The 21,657-nt window shown below is 36.5% G+C and carries 19 protein-coding genes; 15 read left to right on the top strand and 4 right to left on the bottom strand.

Annotation, left to right across the window (positions count from 1 at the left end):
* Positions 1 to 62 precede the first annotated feature (62 nt).
* From ACRXC1_RS11355 to ACRXC1_RS11340, 4 genes are read left to right on the top strand one after another with little or no spacing between them, the layout of a single operon-like run.
* Entirely contained in the window at positions 63 to 1,571 is a 1,509-nt protein-coding gene (locus ACRXC1_RS11355; RefSeq protein ID WP_433658880.1) for a methyl-accepting chemotaxis protein, read from the top strand.
* A 15-nt stretch (positions 1,572 to 1,586) separates the two neighbouring features.
* Entirely contained in the window at positions 1,587 to 2,399 is an 813-nt protein-coding gene (locus ACRXC1_RS11350; RefSeq protein WP_433658878.1) for a CheR family methyltransferase, read from the top strand.
* A gap of 3 nt (positions 2,400 to 2,402) precedes the next feature.
* Complete coding sequence (locus tag ACRXC1_RS11345; RefSeq protein WP_433658876.1) at positions 2,403 to 2,900, top strand: chemotaxis protein CheD; 498 nt, start codon at positions 2,403 to 2,405, stop codon at positions 2,898 to 2,900.
* Positions 2,897 to 4,402, top strand: coding sequence for a chemotaxis protein CheW (locus ACRXC1_RS11340; RefSeq protein WP_433658874.1), 1,506 nt, complete (start codon positions 2,897 to 2,899; stop codon positions 4,400 to 4,402). The genes ACRXC1_RS11345 and ACRXC1_RS11340 overlap by 4 nt, the downstream gene beginning before the upstream one ends.
* Here the strand turns inward: ACRXC1_RS11340 and ACRXC1_RS11335 are convergent.
* The 3 genes from ACRXC1_RS11335 to ACRXC1_RS11325 all read right to left on the bottom strand — a co-directional run bounded on the left by ACRXC1_RS11335 (position 4,399) and on the right by ACRXC1_RS11325 (position 6,305).
* On the bottom strand, positions 4,399 to 5,016 hold the full coding sequence (locus ACRXC1_RS11335) for a TetR/AcrR family transcriptional regulator (RefSeq protein WP_433658872.1): 618 nt from the start codon (positions 5,014 to 5,016) through the stop codon (positions 4,399 to 4,401). The genes ACRXC1_RS11340 and ACRXC1_RS11335 overlap by 4 nt on opposite strands.
* 72 nt (positions 5,017 to 5,088) lie before the next feature.
* A complete protein-coding gene (locus tag ACRXC1_RS11330) occupies positions 5,089 to 5,781 on the bottom strand; it encodes a cupin domain-containing protein (RefSeq protein WP_433658870.1) in 693 nt (230 codons plus the stop codon).
* Entirely contained in the window at positions 5,778 to 6,305 is a 528-nt protein-coding gene (locus ACRXC1_RS11325) for a sigma-70 family RNA polymerase sigma factor (RefSeq protein ID WP_392908938.1), read from the bottom strand. The genes ACRXC1_RS11330 and ACRXC1_RS11325 overlap by 4 nt, the downstream gene beginning before the upstream one ends.
* A 284-nt stretch (positions 6,306 to 6,589) precedes the next feature.
* Between ACRXC1_RS11325 and ACRXC1_RS11320 the strand changes: the two genes are divergently transcribed.
* Genes ACRXC1_RS11320 through ACRXC1_RS11290 form a run of 7 tightly spaced genes read left to right on the top strand, consistent with a single transcriptional unit; the run spans position 6,590 to position 13,355 of the window.
* The gene (locus ACRXC1_RS11320; RefSeq protein WP_433658867.1) at positions 6,590 to 7,876 is read left to right on the top strand and encodes a DUF1295 domain-containing protein; all 1,287 of its coding nucleotides are present in this window, start codon (positions 6,590 to 6,592) and stop codon (positions 7,874 to 7,876) included.
* The gene (locus tag ACRXC1_RS11315) at positions 7,876 to 9,114 is read left to right on the top strand and encodes an NAD(P)/FAD-dependent oxidoreductase (RefSeq protein ID WP_433658865.1); all 1,239 of its coding nucleotides are present in this window, start codon (positions 7,876 to 7,878) and stop codon (positions 9,112 to 9,114) included. Before ACRXC1_RS11320 ends, ACRXC1_RS11315 begins: the two co-directional genes overlap by 1 nt.
* Positions 9,111 to 9,896, top strand: a complete 786-nt coding sequence (locus ACRXC1_RS11310; protein WP_392908942.1) for a DUF1365 domain-containing protein — start codon at positions 9,111 to 9,113, stop codon at positions 9,894 to 9,896. Before ACRXC1_RS11315 ends, ACRXC1_RS11310 begins: the two co-directional genes overlap by 4 nt.
* A gap of 2 nt (positions 9,897 to 9,898) precedes the next feature.
* Complete coding sequence (locus tag ACRXC1_RS11305) at positions 9,899 to 11,155, top strand: class I SAM-dependent methyltransferase (RefSeq protein WP_433658863.1); 1,257 nt, start codon at positions 9,899 to 9,901, stop codon at positions 11,153 to 11,155.
* Positions 11,156 to 11,164: 9 nt separating this feature from the next.
* Complete coding sequence (locus ACRXC1_RS11300; protein ID WP_433658861.1) at positions 11,165 to 12,184, top strand: SAM-dependent methyltransferase; 1,020 nt, start codon at positions 11,165 to 11,167, stop codon at positions 12,182 to 12,184.
* 18 nt (positions 12,185 to 12,202) lie between these two features.
* Entirely contained in the window at positions 12,203 to 12,895 is a 693-nt protein-coding gene (locus ACRXC1_RS11295) for a fatty acid desaturase (protein ID WP_433658859.1), read from the top strand.
* A complete protein-coding gene (locus tag ACRXC1_RS11290) occupies positions 12,888 to 13,355 on the top strand; it encodes a chalcone isomerase family protein (RefSeq protein WP_392908949.1) in 468 nt (155 codons plus the stop codon). Before ACRXC1_RS11295 ends, ACRXC1_RS11290 begins: the two co-directional genes overlap by 8 nt.
* A 1-nt stretch (position 13,356) precedes the next feature.
* On the opposite strand, the gene ACRXC1_RS11285 is transcribed toward ACRXC1_RS11290, so the two are convergent.
* Complete coding sequence (locus ACRXC1_RS11285; protein WP_433658857.1) at positions 13,357 to 16,344, bottom strand: hypothetical protein; 2,988 nt, start codon at positions 16,342 to 16,344, stop codon at positions 13,357 to 13,359.
* Between the two features lie 118 nt (positions 16,345 to 16,462).
* Here ACRXC1_RS11285 and ACRXC1_RS11280 point away from each other — a divergent pair, with 118 nt between their 5' ends.
* The 4 genes from ACRXC1_RS11280 to ACRXC1_RS11265 all read left to right on the top strand — a co-directional run bounded on the left by ACRXC1_RS11280 (position 16,463) and on the right by ACRXC1_RS11265 (position 21,650).
* Positions 16,463 to 17,056, top strand: a complete 594-nt coding sequence (locus ACRXC1_RS11280) for a class I SAM-dependent DNA methyltransferase (protein ID WP_433658855.1) — start codon at positions 16,463 to 16,465, stop codon at positions 17,054 to 17,056.
* A gap of 5 nt (positions 17,057 to 17,061) precedes the next feature.
* Positions 17,062 to 17,898 (top strand): S-methyl-5'-thioadenosine phosphorylase, encoded by an 837-nt coding sequence (gene mtnP / locus ACRXC1_RS11275; RefSeq protein ID WP_433658853.1) that lies wholly within the window; start codon positions 17,062 to 17,064, stop codon positions 17,896 to 17,898.
* 91 nt (positions 17,899 to 17,989) lie between these two features.
* Positions 17,990 to 20,281 carry a PEP/pyruvate-binding domain-containing protein gene (locus tag ACRXC1_RS11270; protein ID WP_433658851.1) on the top strand — a complete coding sequence of 764 codons (2,292 nt, stop codon included), beginning with the start codon at positions 17,990 to 17,992 and terminating at the stop codon, positions 20,279 to 20,281.
* On the top strand, positions 20,235 to 21,650 hold the full coding sequence (locus ACRXC1_RS11265; protein WP_433658849.1) for a PQQ-binding-like beta-propeller repeat protein: 1,416 nt from the start codon (positions 20,235 to 20,237) through the stop codon (positions 21,648 to 21,650). Before ACRXC1_RS11270 ends, ACRXC1_RS11265 begins: the two co-directional genes overlap by 47 nt.
* Positions 21,651 to 21,657 lie beyond the last annotated feature (7 nt).

Below are 21,657 nucleotides of genomic sequence, written 5' to 3'. Positions count from 1 at the left end.
TATGGAGTCATATAATTTCTTTATTACAAATTATTTTCTCGATGAGGATGTAGGAGATTTATATGACCATGGCAAAATTAAACCAAGAGCTTGACTGTCGAAATGTATTTGAGGGGAGCGGAGCAATCTACGATATGTTGGATAAGCTACCATTTAACGTTATGTATTGTGGGACTGATCTAGTTATTAAGTATGTTAACCCAAAGAGTTTTGAAAGTTTAAGAGCTATTGAGTCACTGCTACCTATTCCTGTCACTGAGATCATCGGTTCGAAAATTGATGTCTTTCATGAGAACCCAATTCATCAGCAAAAGATTTTAGCAAATCCAAAGAATCTACCTATTAAGACAGAGATTAAGATTGGAGATGAAACACTCGAGTTAAATGTTGTTGCCGTTATGGAAGGTAATGACTACGTTGGGGCCATGGTTACTTGGGATATTATTACAGATAAGCTAGTCGCAGATAATCGAAATGCTCAATACTCTTCGATGCTTGATAATATGCCAATAAATGTAATGCTATCTGATCGTGATTTTAATATTACTTATATAAATCCAAAGTCGAGACAAACTCTAACGTCAATTGAAAATCTATTGCCAATAAAGGTTTCTGAAATTGTTGGAAGTAGTATTGATATCTTTCACAAGAATCCTGCACATCAAAGAAGAATGCTATCTGAGCCATCTAATCTTCCTCATCAGACCAATATTCAGGTAGGTGATGAGATTTTGAATTTATTAGTTAGTCCGGTAATGGATCAGAATAATACTTATCAAGGGGCCATGGTTACTTGGGATGTTATTACTGAGCAAGAAAGAATAAAAACGGCGATTAATGAACTTGCCAATGAAATGAGAGATAGCACTGAAGATATCTCAACAAAGTCTTCTCATGTTGCAGAAGGCGCCGTTTCTCTTGGAGCTACAACTGAAGAGATGAATGCTTCTGTCGAAGAGTTAACAGCATCGATTAACTCTATTGCACAAAATGCCAAGTCGGCAAATGAAATCGCTGAGCAAACTTCTTCGGAAGCGCAAGAAGGGGCAAAGTCGATTAATGAAGCCGTTGAAGCAATGGATGTTATTACAAAATCATCAGAAGAAATTAGTGAGATCGTTGAAGTAATTCGTGAAATTGCTGGTCAAACAAATCTTCTGGCATTCAATGCCGCCATTGAAGCCGCAAGAGCTGGAGAGCATGGTGCAGGTTTCTCTGTTGTTGCAGATGAGGTTAGAAAACTAGCAGAACGTTCTTCACAAGCAACGAAGGAAATTTCAAAACTAATTAATGATTCGGTTAAAAAGATTTCTGAAGGAAGTCAAATTTCAAAAATGGCCGGTGAAGCCTTCTCTAAAATTGTTGAAGGTGTGAATAATACAAATCATTCAATTGCAGAAATCTCAAGTGCTACTCAAGAGCAATTACTTGCAGCTAAAGAGGTAAGTGAGGCAGTTCAGCAGGTAGCTTCTGAAACAGAAAATTCTGCTGCAGCTTCTGAGTCGATTGCAATGGCCACTCGTAGTCTTGCTGAAGGTGCTAAGAAACTTAGTGACCTGATTGAAGATTAAGGCCAGGTGTTGGAAATGATTTACCTTATGGAGCTTAATAGTAATCAACTTGAGAAGATCATTAGTCTTGTTCATGTTCATACAGGCATTACTATTGCTCCATCTAAAAAAAGCATGTTACAGGGCCGAATTCGTCAGCGATTAAAAGCATTGGAGTTAGAAAGCTATGATGATTATATTAATTATTTACAAACTGATAGCAATGAGAAGCAAGAGTTTATCAATATTATAACAACTAATGAAACAACTTTCTTTCGAACACAGAAGGTTTGGAATTACTTTCAAGATGAGTTTTTACCTAATTGGAAAAGTAGCTCACCTATAAAAATTTGGTCAGCGGCATCTTCAACCGGTGAAGAAGCCTACTCAATTGCAATGTCTTGTGAAGAACACAAAAAAAATAATGGCATATTGAGGTATGAAATCATAGGAACTGATATTTCCACAAAGGTTTTAACTTATGCTCAAGAGGCCAAGTATAGTGGACGCAATATTAATAACTTTAAAGAGCGTTTTACAAAGCTATACCAAACATACTTCAAAGCTGTTGGAGAGGAAGCTGAAATTCTTCCTGAATTAAGAAAGAATGTCAGTTTTTCGGCCCATAATCTCTTTTCATTGCCAAAGAGTAATATCTCAAATTTTGATATTGTCTTTCTACGAAATGTTCTCATTTACTTTAAACAAGATGATCAAATGAGAGTGATTAGTAATATTTCTCGAGCAATGAAATCTGGTGCCATATTAATCCTTGGAGAGTCTGAGAGCTTAAATGGCCTGTCCAATGACTTTGAATATGTGAGTCCTCAAATCTATAAGAAGAAGTAGGGTATGAATAGTAGAGACCGCGAGTATATTCATGTACGAATTGGTGAAATTAAGTTTGGCAAGAAAGGTGCTGTTCTTCAGGCAACGCTTGGCTCATGCTTAGGTATTGCTATTATCGACAGAGTAAAAAAACGATGTGGCCTTGCTCATTGCTTTCTTCCACAAGGGGAAGGGATTTCTCCTGAAGCTCAGCCTGGTAAATATGTTGTGGATGCCATCCCATACCTTTTAACAAAGCTTAATCTAGAGTCTCGCTCACAAGATGATTTTGAAATTTATCTGGCCGGTGGCGGTAATATGATGGCGCAGTTGAAACAGCGAAATGTTGATCATATTGGAAAACTGAATAAAGCGAAGGCCTTAGAGATTTTACAAGAAAAGAAATTAACAATACGTAAAATTTTAGATGGTGAAGAATTAGCAACTAAAATTATTATTGATTGTGACACTTTAGAGATAAAGATGATTCGCATTAATGATAAATCGGAACAGAAAAAATGAATGAATTAAAAGAAGTTGAACTTTTAAAATCTAATTCTAATATTTACGCTTCATTTTCATTGAGTGGAAATGAATTTGTACTTGATATTAATTCGGTTCAAGAGGTAGTGAATTACCCTAACTCTCTCTTTTCAATGCCTCTTGCTCCGAATTACCTTGATGGAATCTTTAACTTGAGGGGAATGATTGTTCCCATTTTATGTTTATCAAAACTTCTAAAGCTTAGTGAGGATGAAGAAATTAGTAAATCTTCGTCTAAGGTTGCAATTGTTAATGTTGATGGCATTAGTATTGGTGTCTCATTTGACTCAACTGGAGAGATCTTAAGAGTTGAGGATTCTGAAGTTAGTCTTTTTGATATAAGTGATAGTGAAGATAGTGCTCAGGTTGTAAAAGGGGCGATTAAAAGGGATGAAGGAAGAAAAATATATCAAATTCTTGAGCCCTCTCTCATTATAAAAATAAGAAATCTTGCAAGACTTGGAAGTTATGACTCTTTTAGGCAAGGGGTTGATAGTCGTTTAAAAATTCAAAGTCAGCAAAAGAAGTGTATCTCTTTTCAAGTTAGTGGTACTCCGTTGGCAATGGAGATTACTTCAATCAATGAAATTATAAATATGCAAAATATAGAGCACTCGGCATTTGCTTCAAAACTTTGTTTAGGGCTTGTTAATCTAAGAGGAATAACGATTCCTGTATTAAGCTTCTCTCGTATCCTTGGACTTCAATCCGAAAATAATCAGCTTAAGGACCAAAAAATACTTATTATTAAAATTGATAATGAGTTCTTCGGGCTAGTTGTGGACTCCCTAAATGCAATCACATTCTACGATGATGATGGCGTTATGCCAGTTCCTGTTTTCTCTTCAAAGAGGTCTAGTATGTTCCTGGGTGGAATTGAAACGAGTGATAACGGAATGACATTTTTAATTGATCATAAAGAGATTTTAAATAATGGCGAAATAAAAGAGATCACAAGAAGTCATGCTGAAATCTATCAGGCATCACATGAAGAAGAGGCCAAGAATAAAGTCGAAATGAGGCTAGAATCATTTGTGACATTTGACTTTGGATATCACTTCGGATTGGCCGTAGGTGAGGTACGTGAAATTATTGAGCGACCTAACGATATCCTTAAAACTCCTGGAGCACCTTCTCATGTCATTGGCGTCTATAACTTACGTGACCAATTGATCACAATCATTGATGCTCGTCGTATGTATGGCATAGAAGAGGAGCAGGAAAAGAGGACAAGTACTACTAAGAAAGTCATTATTCTTGAAGCCGATGAAAGGGGAGAGAATTATGCTCTCTTAGTTGATGATATCGATAGTATCGTTAAAATCGATATGCTAAACAAGATGAAGATGCCTAGTATTCTTTCAAAGATATCTGGCCAGCTAGATCAGGATGTTTCTGAAATTATTCGAGATACCAATGGCGATGGGGTTGTAATTTTGAATCACGCTGCAATCATCAGACGAATTGAAACCTCAATTTAATCATGTCTATCAATCAGGTGAGAGTTTTTGATATATGAGCTAATTAATATATCGAGCTCTCTATCTAGTTCAAGGCTTCCAAATTTCTCAGGGCAGAATTCTAAGTAGTAGCGGATCACACCACGTAGTGAGCTAACGATAATATCGATAGGAAGTTCGGATTTTATCTCAGAGCTTTGATAAAAGTGGTTTTCGATGAGCTTTTGAGTTTCAAGACTGACTTGAATAAACTTTTGATTAACTTTAGGATGTCTTTTGTAGAAGAGAATGAGTCTTCTAAGTTCAATATTTCTTCGATAATTATCTAAGACAACTTTCAAGAATTTGTGAAACTCTTCTTCAATACTCTCTCTTTTAGACTCATCATTAAAGAAGTTACCGTAGGTAATAAGATCTTCATCAAGCTGATTATTGATTAACTCAATAAGAATTTCATCTTTATTCTTAAAATGATTATAGACACTGCCAATACTCACGCCGGCCATACGTGCTATTTTGTTGGTTGTTAATTTACTTGCAGGGTTTTTTTGTAGAAATATGTCCGTGGCCTTAAGAATACACTTGTGGGTTACGGCAGTTCTCCCGCGTTCATGTTGTTTTATTTCAATACTCATCGCAAACTATTCTACTATAGATCGAATAGGATTTGAAACAAAAAAGGTTTAGGCAGATTTTCTTTAGATAAACTATGAACGTTTCAAGTACCACCATAGAAGTCTATTCAGTGGTGCAAAAACTCCATGAAGAAAATTTAGACGCCTTTCGACCCATGAAATAACCAAGCATCCATCTTCACTCGTTGTTGATGGTTCATGTGTGTCTGATTCCTCAAAAGTTGAAAAGTCTCCAGTATCAAGCCTATGGCCATCACTACTGTAATATCCATCAAGAACATAGCTATACTCTCTTCCGTGGTGGCCATGCTTTGGGATAGTTTCACCTGGACCAAGGTAGATAAAGAAGAGTCCTCCGGCCTTACCAGATGTCACTTGGGCAACAGCACTATTTTCACCAAATTCTTTCCAGTTAATTTCTTTTTCTGTAACAAATGAAAGAGTATCAGGTAGGGTAAAGGTTTTATCATGAAACTTTAGAGTTGCCTGTTTGTGGGGATTATCTCTTTCCACCTTTGGTTGCGCGTCTTGAACTTTTTCAAAAATTGAATTGAAAATATCATCACTCTCACCCTGAGAAAGTTGTGTCGTATAACTAGAGTGGAAGAAATCACTTGCTTGTCTCTCCATCTCTGACTCTGTATGTATACGACAGGCTTCACAATTATTAAGGTGAGTTTTCACAAGAAGCCCAAGCCCAGCTTCAAGCTCTCCAGATTCATATTTTTTTATTAATTCACTGTCTGGATGATAAAGCTTCTTCACTTTTCCTCCAATATAATCTTTAGGTTTTTAATGGCCAGGCGAATGCGTGACTTCACTGTGCCTAGCGGGATCTTTTCTTGTTCTGCAAATTCTTTTTGAGTTAGTCCTTCTTGGTAGATACCGTTAAGGACTTCCTGCTGTTCGATTGATAGCTTATTTATCATTTCTTTCGTATAGGCTAAGTGAAAAATTTCTTCACTATTATAATCTTCATCTTCTTGTTGAAGATATTCGTCATCAAAAATATCATTTGCACTGATGATACTTAATGGATCTCTGCCTTGTTTTCTTAATAGATCGTATTTTTGATTTCTCACAATTGCATAAACCCAAGTGTTAATATTTCCTTTATCGTTATTATATTGGTGAGCATTTCTCCAGATTTTAAGCATCACTTCTTGTGCCATATCTGCAGACTGTTCTTTATTTAGGCCACCTTTTAGGCCATATCCAATTACTTTTGGATAATAGAAGTCAAATAGCTTCTTGAAAGCATCTCGCGACTTATCCTTCGCTATTTGCATAAGCAAATATTCAATGTCTGACAGACTTAGTTGCACCTTAGCAGCTCTCCCTATAATAGGAATTATTTTAGCATAATTTATGCTTGTGTTATTTAGTAAGTCATTTGCTGCACTAAATGCCTTCATATTACTTAATACGCTACTCGCATCAATTTGGATCACTTCGTAAAAATAAAAAAACTAAGTATCTAATATTAGGCGAAAAATAGAGTTTTTTTTTTGAGGGTGATCTTTTATCGAAGTATGCACGTATCCATAAGCATAAGACAAATAAAGGACTGACCGTGTTTGATTTAATCGTGCTCATACTATTCTTAGTTATTCTCTATTTTACAATAGGCTGGTTCATTTCTTTGAATATTAAAATATTCTCATACTTGGACTTCTACTGGAGCTCAAGTTTTCTCATTGTTATAGGAACTTTGCTATTGTCTCAGCCTAAGCTAATTGAGACATCTCAGTTTATAATACTCTGCCTTCTTTATTCATTCTGGTCTGTACGACTAAGTACGCACTTATTTCAAAGAATAAGAAAGACTGGAGAGGATAGTCGTTACATAAATTTAAAGAAGAAATGGAAGGTTATGTACGGTGTTTACCTTTATGGACTCTTTGTTGGCGAGGGCATACTAACAGTTGTCTTATCACTACCTCTCTTTCTTCTCCTCGATGCAGGAAGCTTAACTGTTTTTAACTTTCTAGGCATGACTATATTCATCATAGCACTCTTAGGGGAGATGACTGCTGATAGACAACTTAAAAGCTTTGTCTCTAATAAGGATAATAAAGGTAAAGTTTGTGATCTTGGATTATGGAAGTTCTCACGTCATCCGAATTACTTTTTTGAAACGATAATTTGGTTATCATACGGAGTATATGGGCTAGACTTGGCAAGGCCTGTTACTTTGATTGGTTTTATCCCATATATCATCATGCTCTATCTTATTACTTCTGTTACAGGAGTCCCGCCGGCCGAGGAGTCATCATTGAAGTCTAAAGGTGAAGTTTACCGAGAGTATCAAAACAGAACTAGTCGGTTTCTTATATGGTTTCCAAAAAGAGTCATAAAACTTGTCTTAATAATATGTTTAATTGGAGGAGTAAGTGTGAAAGAGCTAAAAGCTGCAGGCTTAGATACTCAAAATCAACAAGCACAACGAATTGAAAAGGTTTTTAACGAACTTCGAGCAGATAATATTGAAATTTTAAATGACTTTTATGATAAGAAAGCTCTCTTTATTGATCCAATCGGCGAGCATAAAGGACTCGATGCAGTAAAGGACTACTATCAGGGAATCTATCAAGGAGTAGAAGATATTCGTTTTGAATTTTCTGAAATTATTTCAAATGGCAATCATCATGTTGCCGTTTGGAAGATGATTCTTGTTACGCCTAATCTGAACTCAGGGAAGCCTGTTATCTTACATGGAAACTCTGTCATTAAATTTAATGAATCTGGCCTAGTAAGCTACCATCGTGACTATTTTGATATGGGGGAGTTTATTTACCAGCATATTCCAATACTAGGTTCTTTAATTAAGTATATCAAAAATAGGCTAAAGGGGCAGTAATGAGAATTGCAATCATTGGCTCTGGTATTTCTGGACTGACATGTGCCTATAAGCTTTCGAAAAAGCATGATATTACGCTTTTTGAGGCCAATGACTATCTTGGTGGTCATACTCATACTCATGAAATCGAATATGAAGATCAAGAGTTTAAAATTGATACAGGCTTCATTGTTTTCAACAGAAAGACTTATCCGCATTTCTTAAGTCTTATCAACGAACTGGGTGTTGAGTATAAGCCTACTGCAATGAGTTTCAGTGTTCACTGTGATAAGACAGGTCTTGAATACAATGGCACTACGTTAAATACTTTATTTGCTCAAAGAAGAAATCTCTTTAGACCTTGGTTTTACTCCATGATTAATGGGATTATCGACTTTAATAAAAAGGCTAAAGACTTTCTAACAAATGACTCCGGGGATATTTCTCTTTCTCAATTCTTTGAAACAAGGGGAGTTAAGAAGAGTGTTATCGACTATTATATTGTACCGATGATGGCGGCCGTCTGGTCGACCGACCCTGTTGATGTTTGGCGATTCCCTGCCAAGTTCGTTTTACGATTCTTTGAGAATCATGGCTTCTTAGAAGTTGATGATCGACCACAGTGGTATGTCATTGAAGGTGGTTCAAATTCATATATCAAGAAAATGGTGCCACATTTTAAGAATTCTATAAGACTTAATACTCCTGTTAAATATATTACTCGTGAAAGTGAACAAGTTATCATTGAAACGAAAGAGGGCCGTGAAAGCTTTGATCAAGTTATCATTGCAACACATTCAGATACGGCCTTGAAGCTATTAGAGAGTCCTACAAGTAAAGAAGTCGAGTTACTCTCTGCCATTCCCTATGTTGCAAATCCTACTTATCTTCACACAGATGATAGCTTCTTACCTAAAAGAGAACTTGCTGTCGCAGCATGGAACTATCAGCTTCCAGCACAGAAGTCCATTGGCTCAACTGTCACTTATAATATGAATATTCTTCAAGGGATAAATTTTCATAAAAATTTTAATGTCACACTGAATCCATATCGACCTATTAAGGAAGAGACTATTCTTAAACAAATGAACTATATGCACCCCCTATTCACTTTAGATGGGATGAGAGCTCAAGCTAGGTGGCATGAAATTAGTGGTCACAACCGTACTCATTACTGTGGAGCTTATTGGAGAAATGGTTTTCACGAAGATGGTGTCTTTAGTGCCTTGAGAGTCGTAGAGGAATTGGAGAAGTTATGAAATCGTGCCTTTATGAAGGAGTCGTCATACATTCTCGCTCTCGTCCTAAATTACACTTCTTTAAGTATAAGCTCTTTCTCGTTTATCTCGATTTAGATGAGGTGGATGAGTTTTTCTCCCTTTCACGCTTTTGGTCTTATATGAAACGAAATATTGCTTACTTTAAAAGAAGTGATTATCACGGTGATAAGACTAAGGATCTTAAGGAAGAAGTTTTAAAGACTGTGGAAAAACATCTTGGTCGCAGAAGTGAAGGGCCAGTTCGAATGCTGACTAGTCTTCGATACTTTGGTCACTGCTTCAATCCTGTTACTTTCTACTACTGCTTTAATAAGGAGGGGGAGATTGACGCTATTATGGCCGAAATTGAAAATACACCTTGGGGCGAAAGATTTTGCTATGTCGTCGATGCAATAAAAGCTCCTTGCGACAAAGAGATCGAGACACAGTTTGAAAAAGAATTTCATGTGTCACCGTTTTTTCCAATGTCCTTGGCATATGATTGGAAATTTTCTAAGCCTCATGATGTGTTGAAAATAAACATGGATACATTTGAGAAAGGCGAGAAGGTCTTTTTTGCAAATATGAACCTTAAGAAGGTAGAGGCAACAGAAGGGTCGCTTAATAATATATTAATTAAATTCCCTTTGATGACTCTAAAAGTTGTCTTCGGTATTTACTTTCAAGCATTCCTCCTATGGGTGAAAGGTGTACCTTTCTATGATCACCCAAATCCCAATAGTCGTAGGAACTTACTTTCACAAACGAATATAAAGGAGTAATAATGAAACCAGATATCAAAACTATTGAAAAGTCTCAATTATTGAATAAAGATGATGCACCAGGCGTTCTCCTTCGAACACTTCGTGATGCAATCCTAAAGAAGTTGGCCTTGTTAGAAAATGTTCGACTAACGATTTATGTTGGCAGTAAGAAGCATATTCTAGGTCGTGGTCCTCAACGAATTAGTGCCGAAATGATCATTCATGATCAAAGCTTCTTTACTGATATTTTTATCAAGGGCTCCATTGGTGCAGCAGAGTCTTACATTTTAAAGAAATGGGACACACCTAACTTAAGTAATGTGATGAGAGCTTTTGCTATTAATAAGACGCTCTTAAGTGAAATGGACTCTGGCTTTGTCAATCTTTTGAAGCCGGCGAGGTTCTTAGAATATTGGCAAAGTCGAAATACACTTACTGGCTCTAAGAAGAATATTGAGGCCCATTACGACTTACCTGATGAATTATTTAAGCACTTCTTAGATGACTCGATGATGTATTCAAGTGCAATATTTGCAAATGAAAACTCTACTTTAGAAGAGGCACAACAATACAAGCTTAAACTTATTGGTGAACGATTAAATATTAGGGCAGGTGATCATATTCTTGAAATAGGAACTGGTTGGGGAGCTCTTGCTATACACCTGGCTCAAGCTTATGACTGTCATGTTACAACAACCACGATTTCAGAAAATCAATATGAAGAAGCTCAAAGAAGAATTAATGCCGCGGGACTTGAAGATAAGATTACTCTTTTGAAAAAAGACTATCGTCTGCTAGAGGGAAGTTTTGATCGTGTTGTTTCAATCGAGATGATTGAGGCGGTAGGTGAGAAGTTTTTAAATACGTATATAAAGAAAATTTCAGATGTTCTAAAAGAAGATGGACTTGCTCTTCTACAAATAATTACGATTAACGATCAAGAATATGATCGAGCAGTAAAAGAGTTAGACTTTATTAAGAAGTTTATCTTTCCTGGAAGTTTTATTCCTTCGATTCATGCTGTTTTAGGTGCGGCCAAGAAGGTGTCGGATATGCGCCTATATTCTCAAGTTGATTTTGCACAGGATTATGTGCGCACTCTTGAAGAGTGGCAGAATCGATTCAATCACGAAACACATAAGATCCCAAAACTTGGTGAAGATGAACAATTCAAACGACTTTGGAATTTTTACTTTTCGTATTGTATAGGGGGCTTCAGTGAAAGGGCCATTGGTGTTTCTCATTTAGTCTTTGGTAAACCGTTATACAGATCATAGGAGGATATGATGTCTATTTTAATGAGTGCTGCTGAAAGAGGCTTTATTCCTGATCCATTAATTAGAATGGGAATAAGAAAATTAATCAAACAACGTAAGGATGAAATTAATGAAAACCTTGAGTTCCATAAAAGTGGAATTATCAAAGAGTTTAATAAGTCTCTTATTGCAGAAGATGTCGATAAAGCAAATGAGCAACACTATGAACTTCCACCGGAGTTCTTTAAGTTAGTTTTAGGAGCGAATCTAAAATATTCAAGTGCTCTCTTTGATGATGGGGTAAAAACTCTTGATGAGGCCGAAAGTGCAATGCTTGAAAAGTACTGCGAAAGGGCCAAAATTGAAGATGGTATGGATATTCTTGAATTAGGTTGTGGCTGGGGTTCACTAAGTCTCTATCTTGCGAAGAAATTTCCTAATTCAAAAATTATCGCAATTTCGAACTCGAATGGACAAAGAGAGTTTATTGAAGATCGTATAAAAGAGCGCTCTTTGAATAATCTAGAGATTAAAACATGTGATATTAATGAATTCAGTATCGACCGTAAGTTTGACCGAATAGTTTCTATCGAAATGTTTGAACATATGCGTAATTATAATTCATTGTTTTCTAAAGTCTCTTCATGGTTAAAAGATGATGGGAAGCTATTTATCCATATTTTTTGCCATAAAGATGCCTCATATTTCTTTGAAACTCAGGGGGAAGATAATTGGATGGGCCGTTACTTTTTCACTGGAGGAGTGATGCCTAGCTTTGACCTATTTGAAAAGGTGCAGGATAGCTTCAAACTAGTTGAAAAATGGAAAGTTAACGGTGCTAATTATCAAGAAACTTCAGAGCAGTGGTTTCAAAATATGGAGAAGAAGCGTCCTGAAGTAATGAAAGTTATGGCAGCTACCTATGGTGAAGACCAGGCCAATATTTGGTTTCATCGTTGGAAGATCTTTTTTGCATCTTGTGCCGAGTTATTTGGTCATGACAAAGGTGAAGAGTGGTTTGTTGGACACTTCTTATTTGAAAAGAAGTAGTCAAACACGGAGATTAAAATGATTTTTGCAATATGCTTTTTATTTGTTCATTGGTACTTGTCATTATTTTGTCAGTCTTTTTATTTACATCGTTATGTCTCTCATGGCCTATGTAAACTGACACCTGCTTGGAACAAGTTCTTTTTAGTTCTTACAATTATTGCTCAAGGGCCTAGCTTCTTACGTCCTCAGCACTATAAGGCATTGCATTTAAATCATCACAAACACTCAGATGAGATTGGAGACCCTCATTCTCCAGTTGTTAGTAAAAATATTATCTCTATGATGTTTCAAACTTATAGGGAGTACATGAGCGTAGAGACACAAGAAGAGCAATATCCTAGTGTTGTTGCTTTCGCCGATTCCGTATTCGTCAGATTGCTCTTTGTTGTGCTCTATGCGCTCATGTATTTAATGTTTACTGATTCGTACTGGTATCTTCTATTAGTTCCTATTCACAGCTTTTTAGGGCCAATTCATGGGGCGATTGTTAACTGGTGTGGTCATAAATATGGTTATCGAAACCATAACTTGGATGATAATTCTAAAAATACTCTCTTAATTGATTTTTTAATGATGGGGGAACTATATCAGAATAATCATCATGCTAATGAGAGCAGCTTAAATTTTGCTGATAAAAAATTTGAACTCGACTTTACTTTTATTGCTCTTAAGTTTTTGAAGAGGGCGAAGGTGGTGAGCTATGATTAAGCTAATGAGAAATATTATACTCTTAGGACTTCTTTCTTTATACGCGAATGCTTCAAGTGACCAATTGCGCCTGATTGGAAAGGGGACTTTGTCATACTTTATCTGGGATGTTTATGAAGTCTCCTACTTTAAAAACTCTAGTGATAAAGTAGAATTACTTAAGATTAGATATCTTCGTGACATCGAAAAGAAACTTTCCCAAAAAGGTTGGCAGGAAGCTTTAAAACACTACGATAATATTGAAAGTCAATTGAAGGCATTTGTAGAGAGTAGTGTTGATGTAAAAGAAGGGGATATCATTTCTATCTATAAACTTAATGGAGATAAAGTTGTCATAAAGAAGAATGATAAGGTCATTCTTGAACGTAGGGACGATAAAAAGTTATATTCTTTGGCCCATGCTCCGTGGATTGGTGAATATCCTGTTGATTCTGATTTAAAAAGAGACTTATTAAAATAGTTTAGATCCATGCCATTGTTCCAGCACTATAATGGCCATCACTTTCAACTGCATTTTCGCCTAGTTCTTTATTTACCTTTTCAATTGACTCTTTAAGGGCCTTTTGAATTAGTGCTTGCTCCCCTGACGTGAATTGTAGTTCTTCTTTAACTCCTATAATAAGGTCGATTTTACCATGCTTTATTTGTGTAGGCATTTTTGTAGCAATTGTTAAATTTTTAAGTTTTGAACTTTTAATTTTTCCAGCTCCAACACCTGTTAAGATCTTTCTAAGATGTTTTTCGACGAGCTCTCCATGGACGGCTAAATTTGTTCGATCACTTTGTTTTACGCCTGCAGGTATAATACTTAATCTGTACTGAGAAGGATTCTCTTGAGATGCAAATTTACTAACAAGTGCAATCTGGTCTTGTGCTGTCAATTCCTTAGAAGGAATCATGACACAGTCATCACCACTACAAGCATTACTATATTCAATTTGCCTCTCATCTAAGACATCTTTCACAATTTGATTAAATCTTGTTTTAATTTGGTCAAAAGTTGATGTTACTTTTATTTCTCCGGCCCTTGTGGCCTTGACGATTTCGGAAGGTGAGTGTTTATCTGAATTTAGTATATCAAATGCAACCTGACGGATATTTCTTGCTCCCATTCCTGTGATATCTCCTGACATTCCTCCAAAATTTGCAGCATTTAAATTTGCATTAACACGCTCTTTAATCCAGAGCCCTGGTGTTAGAGAATCGAGATTTTTAATATAACTCATTAATTCTTGGCCATCTTGAATTGATAATTTACTTCCAAAACGACGATTTAATTCATTGGCAAGGGATTCTCCCTGAGCAGAAGGTGGACCTGTGATTTTTCTCGCTACTTCAAAGACTTCGAGAGTAGGAACAAAAGATTTTTGATCTCTTATTTTCTCAATAAGCCCAACTTTTGCAAGAGGGTGGTTCTGATTCAACCTATCTGTATATTTAACGATACTTTTAACTTCATCTTCGATAGTAAATTTTACTTTTTGAAAACTTGCAACCTGACCAGAGCGATCTACTGAACGACTCCTTTTGGCGGCCTGTCCTGCTTCATCTGCAGTGTCTCCAATTCCTGCTTGGAACCATCCTCGAATATTTTCTGTTGCTGGAATTCCGTCCATTGTCTTAATCATGTTGGCAAACTCGCTATTAGCTTCTTGGTAAACAGAATTTAGCTCTTTTGTTAATTGGGCCTTGATTTCACTTGATAAGTCTTTTGGAACAAAGGCAAAACGTGTTGACTTAAAGTCTGAATATACTTCAATATCAATATTTGGATACTTCTTTAATAATTTATTGATTCTAGTTGCAATGATAGTCTTGTGGGCATTGGTAAGTGCTGTCACAAGGCTTTTGTCTCCAATTGTATCGTTTAATCTCTTTAGAGCAGAGTTCTCAATATCTAAATAAAGAGATGCATTAGATGCCCTTGCATTTTGAATCCAGCGACTATTTAATTCTTGCCCAGTGAGGACAAAGTCTTCATATTTTGAAATAAAGTCTGCCTTAGTTCCAATTTTTTCGCTCGGATTTATAAATATTGATTGACGATACTGATCTCTTTTTCTGATCCCTTTTAGGTCGTAGTCAAAAGTTGTTCCGGAAGGGGAGTAGCGCATTGTTTTGGAAGCGATCTTCACACCACTTCCGATAAATTCTCCAGTTACAGAAAGTGGAGCAAGTAGGAGTGTGAAATCTCTTTCAAATTTTCGATCCTCATATAACTGAGCTGTTGTAAGACCAGAGTTGAACGCTAGTGATGCTTGTTCATATCGGTTTTGTGCAATACTTATTCCTATTGTTTCTGCAGCAACACCGACTCCAATCATACAGCCGATACCAGCAGTGAATGCGCATACACCACCACCAATAAGTGCTGCTCCTGCTAGGGCCAAGTCGGTTTTTAACTCGTTTAACTCTTCTTGATCTTTAAGATCTTGAGAGACATCACACAGAACCTTTGATGCTCCTCTGCTTGTAATAAACGAGTTTAAGATATTATCATTACGAATTAGTGAAGCTTCATCTGCCTTTTCCAAATGTGTAAGTCTATCAATTGAAAGACCAGTTTGTTTGGCCAAGTTAGAAATGACACTTGTGACTTCTCTAAGGATTTCTTTATCGCTTTCAGTTCCTCTTAGATCAATATGGGCCAAAATTGGATTACTCGCTAGCTTGTTGTTATATTCTTTCTTTAACTGCCTACGGTAGTTATCCATATTGCTAGCAACTGCTTTATCTAGTGTGCGTTGGTGAAAAGATTCACAAGAATAACGCCCTTTTGAAGGAAGAAAGCCAAAAGAAGTAGGTGATAATTTTTCGATACATTTATTTTTACCAAAGTTCTCCTCAAACCACACTTGTTTAAAGTGATACTTTATTGCCTTTGCTTCTTCTTCAATCTTTGCTTTTTCATCTTTAGTTAATTGCTTCAGTGCTTTATCCTGAAACTTATGCTTTATTGATGTACTATAGAGAATTGGTTTCATTCTCTGAAAGTTAGGAGGAGGGACCATCATAGACATTGTGGCCCTTAGCTTAGGTGATTCAGTTTTTACTGTTTTAAGAATAGTTTCTTTGATCTTTTTGCACTCTGGATTATTTGAAATGAGGCATTTTTTTAATTTATCAAAGTAAGCTTTATTTTTTCTAAGCTCACTAATTGTGAATTCTCTTAGTTCATTAAGTAGATTATCTTCGTAAATATTTCTTTCAATGGCGGTTGCAGTTTTAGACAATTCTTTGAAATCATCAAAATAATTGATTCGTCCATTTTCACAACCAATAAAGTATTCATCGCTCTGATTATTTTTAGACACATTTTGACATGCAGCTATCTCATAACTTCGGTGGGATTCGATGACAGAGCTACTTTGCGCAAAAGTATTTAATGCAATAACAATACCTGAGAATAGCAAAAGAAGCCTTGTTGTCACGTCTTTATTATCGGTCATTTATTGCTTTTTTCTTAGTATAATCTGAAGATGAACGGGGTGAAAAAATATGACTTTTAACATGTTTTTTGATTAGATATTATAACGTTTAGAAATTAGTCATTTATGGAGAAAAAATATGTCACATTTTAATCATGCGGCCAATACTTGGGACTCTGAAGATAAGATATCCCTAATGCAAACACTTGCTGAAAAAACCAGAGAACGTCTTAACCTTTCTAGTAAAGTTGACCTTCTTGATTTTGGATGTGGTACTGGTCTTTTTGGTCTCGAGTTTATTGATGATGCTAAAAGTATTACTGGTGTGGACACTTCCACAGGTATGCTTGAAGTGTTCGATAAGAAAACAGCTGACTACGATCATATTAAATCAATTAATACTGATTTAGAAAATCAAGAACTGAATGAAAAATTTGATTTGATTATAAGTTCGATGACTTTTCATCATCTTGATTCTCCTGAGCAAATGACGATAAAACTTGCTGGAATGTTAAATGAAGGTGGAAAGATGGCCATCGTCGACCTTGAGTCAGAAGATGGAAGTTTTCACCCTGATCCAAAAGGGATGGGTGTGAAGCACTTTGGTTTCTCTAATGAGGAAATTGCTTCATGGGCAGACAAGGCGAATCTTAATGTGAAGATTGAAACAATTAACTCACGTACAAAGAATGGCCGTGAGTACAATCAGTTTTTAGCAGTATTTTATAAGTAGGTAATATGAAAATAGGTGTAATTGGTGGAAGTGGTGTTTACGATCTTGATCTTATGGAGAGAATCGAGTCATTAAAGATAGAGACTCCTTATGGAGATCCAAGTAGTGACGTTGATCACTTAAAGATCAATGAAAGCGAATTTTACTTCATTACTCGTCACGGCAAGGGCCATCATATCAGTCCTTCAGATATCAATTACCGCGCCAATATTTATGCTCTCAAGTCTCTTGGAGTGACTCATATTATTTCAATCTCTGCAGTGGGTTCTTTAAAAGAAGAAGTTGCGCCTGGTGACTTCTTTCTTCCTGATCAATTTATTGATTGGACAAAGGGACTACGAAAGAGATCTTTCTTTGAAAATGGAATCGTAGGACACGTTTCTGTCGCCGAACCAGTTGAAAAAGCTCTTATTGAGCGAATCAAAGTATTAGCTGATAAAGTCGAAACAAAGTTTCATTTTGGTGGAAGCTATATTTGTATTGAAGGCCCTCAATATTCTTCCCGTGCTGAATCAGAACTTTATCGTAGTTTTGGTGCAAGCGTAATCGGAATGACTAATGTTCCTGAAAGCTATCTTGCAAAAGAAGCTGGAATTGCTTACGCAACAGTGGCACTTGTGACAGATTACGATTGCTGGAAAGATGAAGCATGCTCTCTGGAAGAGATCACAAATGTAATCAACAAGAATGTTTCAAATGTAAAAGAGCTCTTAACTCATCTGATACCAAGCTTAGTTAACGACGAAGTTAAGTTTGAGCGAGTTAATGCTAACGCAATTGTGACACAGGAATCCTATTGGCCGAAAGAGTCAATTGATACAATTAAGACGCTAATTTCCTGATATTTGGCGTTTTATGTGACAAAAGGTGACGATTGTCATGTAATGACTGTCTCGTAAACGATATAAATTTATCAAGAAGAGGAAGGCGTTTATGTTGTATTATTTTAAGGATCTCCCTGAAGAGAAGAAGGAAGTTGGTGGTAAGGCCTATATGCTGGCCATGATGGCCCAAATGGGAATAGTTGTCCCTGATGGAATCATTCTCGATGCACTACCGACGAAAGATGAGTTAGCAGAAATTTTCAAATTTGCTCGTGCTGGCGAATACTCACTTGCAGTTAGAAGTTCGGCAACAGGTGAAGATTCAAAAGAGAATAGCTTTGCAGGTCAAAATTCGACTTTCTTATATGTAAGCAATGATACAGATTTAGAACACGCTATTGAAAATTGCTTTAATTCAATACACAAAGAATCTTCCAAGGCCTATCGTAAACACTTCCTTGGTTCAGATAAAGAAGTTCCAATGAATGTCGTTGTTCAGCGTATGATTGACCCTTCTTATTCAGGTGTTTACTTTTCAAAGGACCCAAGAGGGAAGTTTGAAACATGGATGCTAGAGTATATTGATGGTGTAGGTGAAGACCTAGTCTCTGGAAAGCGAACTCCGATTATTCTAAGTGAAGAAAATTTTGAAAGTGAACATATCACTGAGAAACAAGTTAAAGAGATTGTTGCCTTTGCTAATCTTGTTGAAGATAAGTATCAAGACGATTTTGATATCGAATGGGCGATTGATAAGGCCGGGAAAGTTTACCTTTTACAAGCGAGGCCTATTACTGCCAAGGCATCCATAACAAATCTTAAAAAATTGGCCCATGATGAACTTGAAAGACTTTCAAGTCTCTTTTCTGATGATACTGTTTGGGATGGACAAACATTTGCTGAATGGACAGTATCTCCAACGACTTTAACAACTCAGATTTGGTCTGAGTCATTTAAAAGAGATCAAGCCTTTGATAAGGCCCTTAGAAAATTAGGCTATGTTGGATTTGATGGAAATGAATCCATCATGGATGAAGTTTTTGGAAGAAATTATATTAATCTAAGTAAGCTTGGGCAGATGTACTTTGGGCCAATTCCATATTCAATTGAGCCTATTCCAAGACCACATCTGAAGTTTCACTTTTCAAAGATAACTCCTAAGGTGCTCTTTCGTACTCCGCAAACAATGTGGCGTATGCTTAAAGTAGGACTTTCAATCAATACTCATCGCCAAGAGGTAATCGATGAAGCTTCAAAGGAGCTACTTGAGATTACAACGATTTCAAAGCGACCAAATGATCCTACAATCTATAAAGACTGGAGTGAGGAGGAGATTAATAATCGTCTTTCAAAAGAGATGACAATCTTTAGCAATCGTACTTTAGAGTGGCCATATATTTTGATTTCACTTACTGAGACAACAATCCAAACTTTAATCTCTCTTCTTAAAAGTATTTATACTGAGCAAGAAGCGGATCAGATGATTAAGAAATGGTCTGGTGCAGGAATTAATTCTGAAACTTATAATATGGGCCTATATTTTAAAAAGGCCTGCGCAAAACCAAATACGAGATCTCTCTTTCTTGCTCGCTATGGTCATAGAGGGCCAGGGGAGCTTGATTTAAGTGCAAAGAGATGGTCAGAGATTGGAGATGATGCCTTCTATGATTATCCTGTTGAAAAATATGTACAGGACAAAAACTCTCATGCCTTTATTGATGTTGAGGCAGAGATTATGGCCATGAAGTCATTTAAGAAGACTTTAATTTTGGAAGAGTGGAAAATACTCAAGCAATTATTAGAGCTTAGAGAAAAGTGGAAAATGGCCATTTTAAGACCTTATGCTCATATTCGCTTTCTTGCCCTTGAAAAGGCCAGAAGGCTTCAGCTTGAAGATGAAAATGATATTTTCTATCTAAGTAAAGAAGAGATCTTAAGTTTTGAATCTTCAATGCTTGAATTAATTAAAGATAGAAAAGAGCGCGCTCAGATGTTTAAGAACTTCAATTTCTCAACTGTTACTTCTCTACAGGAGATTAAAGCAGTCATTGATGGAGAGGAAGAGTCTAGTACAAACGACCTTGTAGGTGAAGGGCTTTCATCTGGAGTCGTCAGAGGGAAAATTGTTGTTGTAAATAACCCAGCAAGTTGGAAGGAAATTGATTGGCCTCAAAATGCAATTGTCGTAGCACAGTCAACAGATCCAGGTTGGACACCTGTCTTTACTAAGGCAAGTGGAATTATTGTTGAGCGTGGTGGTGTTTTATCTCACTGTGCAATTGTGGCCAGAGAGATGGGAATCCCGGCAGTAAGTGGAATTAAACAATGTCATTTAAAATTCAAAGGTGGAGAAGATGTTTTCGTTGATGGAAATACTGGATCAATTAAACTCATGCAATAACTTATGTAGCGACTTTAGCTACTCAATTGTACCGACGGTTTTATTACCACTTGCTTTCTTAAGTACTGGTATCACTGTTGTTGCGACTTTTATTGCAGGTCTTTTTGGAATAAAACTTAAGGCCGAAGGTCCTAAGAAATTATTAGAAGTCTTATTAAAGCCAAAGATTTTAATTTCTGCCATGATTTTTAATGTGCTTATCTATGGTGGCATGGAAGCGTATCAGTATTTAAAGCATGGGCCAGTTCCACTTTTCGTGCAAGACTTTATGAATAGGGACATTAAATATACTCGAGGGCCAATTGATGTTGATCCCGAAAACTTCTTCTGGCAACAGATTGTACCTGAAGGTGTTTTTGCATCTGGAACTGTAGTCGAAGATGAACTCTTTGTGGGAACTAAAGAAGGAAATCTCTTTGTTCTAGATTTGAATACAGGAGCGATAAAAAATAAGATTTACTTTGGAAAATTTCTTTCACCAACACCTGTCTACTTTAAGGGATATCTTTACTTTGGTGAAGGTCTTCATGCTTCACACCATATGCGTGTTTATAAATTTGATCCAAAGGCAAAAAAAGTTGTGGGGTCTTTTGAGACAAAGGGTCACACAGAGATTCTTCCTGTTATTAAAACAATTGCGGGAAAGGATCTCTTATTCCAAGCAGCTGGGGGAGATGGTCTTTATGCAATTGACCCTGCTTCAATGAAGCAAGTATGGCACTTTGATGGGGGCCATATGGATGCCTTTGTCCATATAGATGGAGAGAATCTCTACATTGCTAGTGGTGTACCTAAGGAAGATGCCGGAAAAGAAATTCCCTATGCGTACAAGTTAAATGCTTTAACAGGAAAGCTTATATGGAGAGAAGGGCTCCCACTTTCGAGTTGGTATGGGCCAGTTATGGCCAGAGATAAAATTTGCTTCATTCAAGGAGAGCTTGAAGGAAGACCTGATCTTGGTGGCATTGAATGCTTAAATAGTATTGGGCAAAGAGTTTCAAATGTTCAAGTTGATTCACCTGTTATTGGTAAGCCTCTCGTCTTTGATGACTTATTAGTTTTTAATGATTTTGATGGCCGCGTCTATGCGTGGAACTCTGTGACTTCAAAACTTGAATGGAAGTATGAAAGTGATAAAAAGAAGATTGGCTACAATTATTCTTCAATTAAATATAATGGAGAGAAACTTATCTTTGTAAACCGTCTAGGAAAGATCTCTTATCTTAGTTTAAATGATGGGAGTTTACTGAAGGCAAAGCGTTTTTCAGAAGGTGAAAAACCGGAGAATATCTTCGCCGACGCTCTTATCTTAGATAACGGGCATATTGTCTTTGGGATGAAAGGAAGTATTAAATACTTTAAGAATTAATAAAGGG

The organism is Halobacteriovorax sp. GFR8 (assembly GCF_050955245.1).
Taxonomy (GTDB): Bacteria; Bdellovibrionota; Bacteriovoracia; order Bacteriovoracales; family Bacteriovoracaceae; genus Halobacteriovorax_A.
This window is presented reverse-complemented; position numbering and strand designations above follow the sequence as displayed.

What these genes read in the sequence shown, in the direction of transcription:
- ACRXC1_RS11285 (WP_433658857.1), bottom strand. Translation starts at nt 16,344, where the DNA reads ATGACCGATAATAAAGACGTGACAACAAGGCTTCTTTTGCTATTCTCA.
- ACRXC1_RS11325 (WP_392908938.1), bottom strand. Translation starts at nt 6,305, where the DNA reads ATGCAAATAGCGAAGGATAAGTCGCGAGATGCTTTCAAGAAGCTATTT.
- ACRXC1_RS11345 (WP_433658876.1), top strand. Translation starts at nt 2,403, where the DNA reads ATGAATAGTAGAGACCGCGAGTATATTCATGTACGAATTGGTGAAATT.
- ACRXC1_RS11340 (WP_433658874.1), top strand. Translation starts at nt 2,897, where the DNA reads ATGAATGAATTAAAAGAAGTTGAACTTTTAAAATCTAATTCTAATATT.
- ACRXC1_RS11305 (WP_433658863.1), top strand. Translation starts at nt 9,899, where the DNA reads ATGAAACCAGATATCAAAACTATTGAAAAGTCTCAATTATTGAATAAA.
- ACRXC1_RS11310 (WP_392908942.1), top strand. Translation starts at nt 9,111, where the DNA reads ATGAAATCGTGCCTTTATGAAGGAGTCGTCATACATTCTCGCTCTCGT.
- ACRXC1_RS11295 (WP_433658859.1), top strand. Translation starts at nt 12,203, where the DNA reads ATGATTTTTGCAATATGCTTTTTATTTGTTCATTGGTACTTGTCATTA.
- mtnP (WP_433658853.1), top strand. Translation starts at nt 17,062, where the DNA reads ATGAAAATAGGTGTAATTGGTGGAAGTGGTGTTTACGATCTTGATCTT.
- ACRXC1_RS11315 (WP_433658865.1), top strand. Translation starts at nt 7,876, where the DNA reads ATGAGAATTGCAATCATTGGCTCTGGTATTTCTGGACTGACATGTGCC.
- ACRXC1_RS11350 (WP_433658878.1), top strand. Translation starts at nt 1,587, where the DNA reads ATGATTTACCTTATGGAGCTTAATAGTAATCAACTTGAGAAGATCATT.
- ACRXC1_RS11280 (WP_433658855.1), top strand. Translation starts at nt 16,463, where the DNA reads ATGTCACATTTTAATCATGCGGCCAATACTTGGGACTCTGAAGATAAG.
- ACRXC1_RS11335 (WP_433658872.1), bottom strand. Translation starts at nt 5,016, where the DNA reads ATGAGTATTGAAATAAAACAACATGAACGCGGGAGAACTGCCGTAACC.
- ACRXC1_RS11265 (WP_433658849.1), top strand. Translation starts at nt 20,235, where the DNA reads ATGTTTTCGTTGATGGAAATACTGGATCAATTAAACTCATGCAATAAC.
- ACRXC1_RS11300 (WP_433658861.1), top strand. Translation starts at nt 11,165, where the DNA reads ATGTCTATTTTAATGAGTGCTGCTGAAAGAGGCTTTATTCCTGATCCA.
- ACRXC1_RS11270 (WP_433658851.1), top strand. Translation starts at nt 17,990, where the DNA reads ATGTTGTATTATTTTAAGGATCTCCCTGAAGAGAAGAAGGAAGTTGGT.
- ACRXC1_RS11355 (WP_433658880.1), top strand. Translation starts at nt 63, where the DNA reads ATGACCATGGCAAAATTAAACCAAGAGCTTGACTGTCGAAATGTATTT.
- ACRXC1_RS11290 (WP_392908949.1), top strand. Translation starts at nt 12,888, where the DNA reads ATGATTAAGCTAATGAGAAATATTATACTCTTAGGACTTCTTTCTTTA.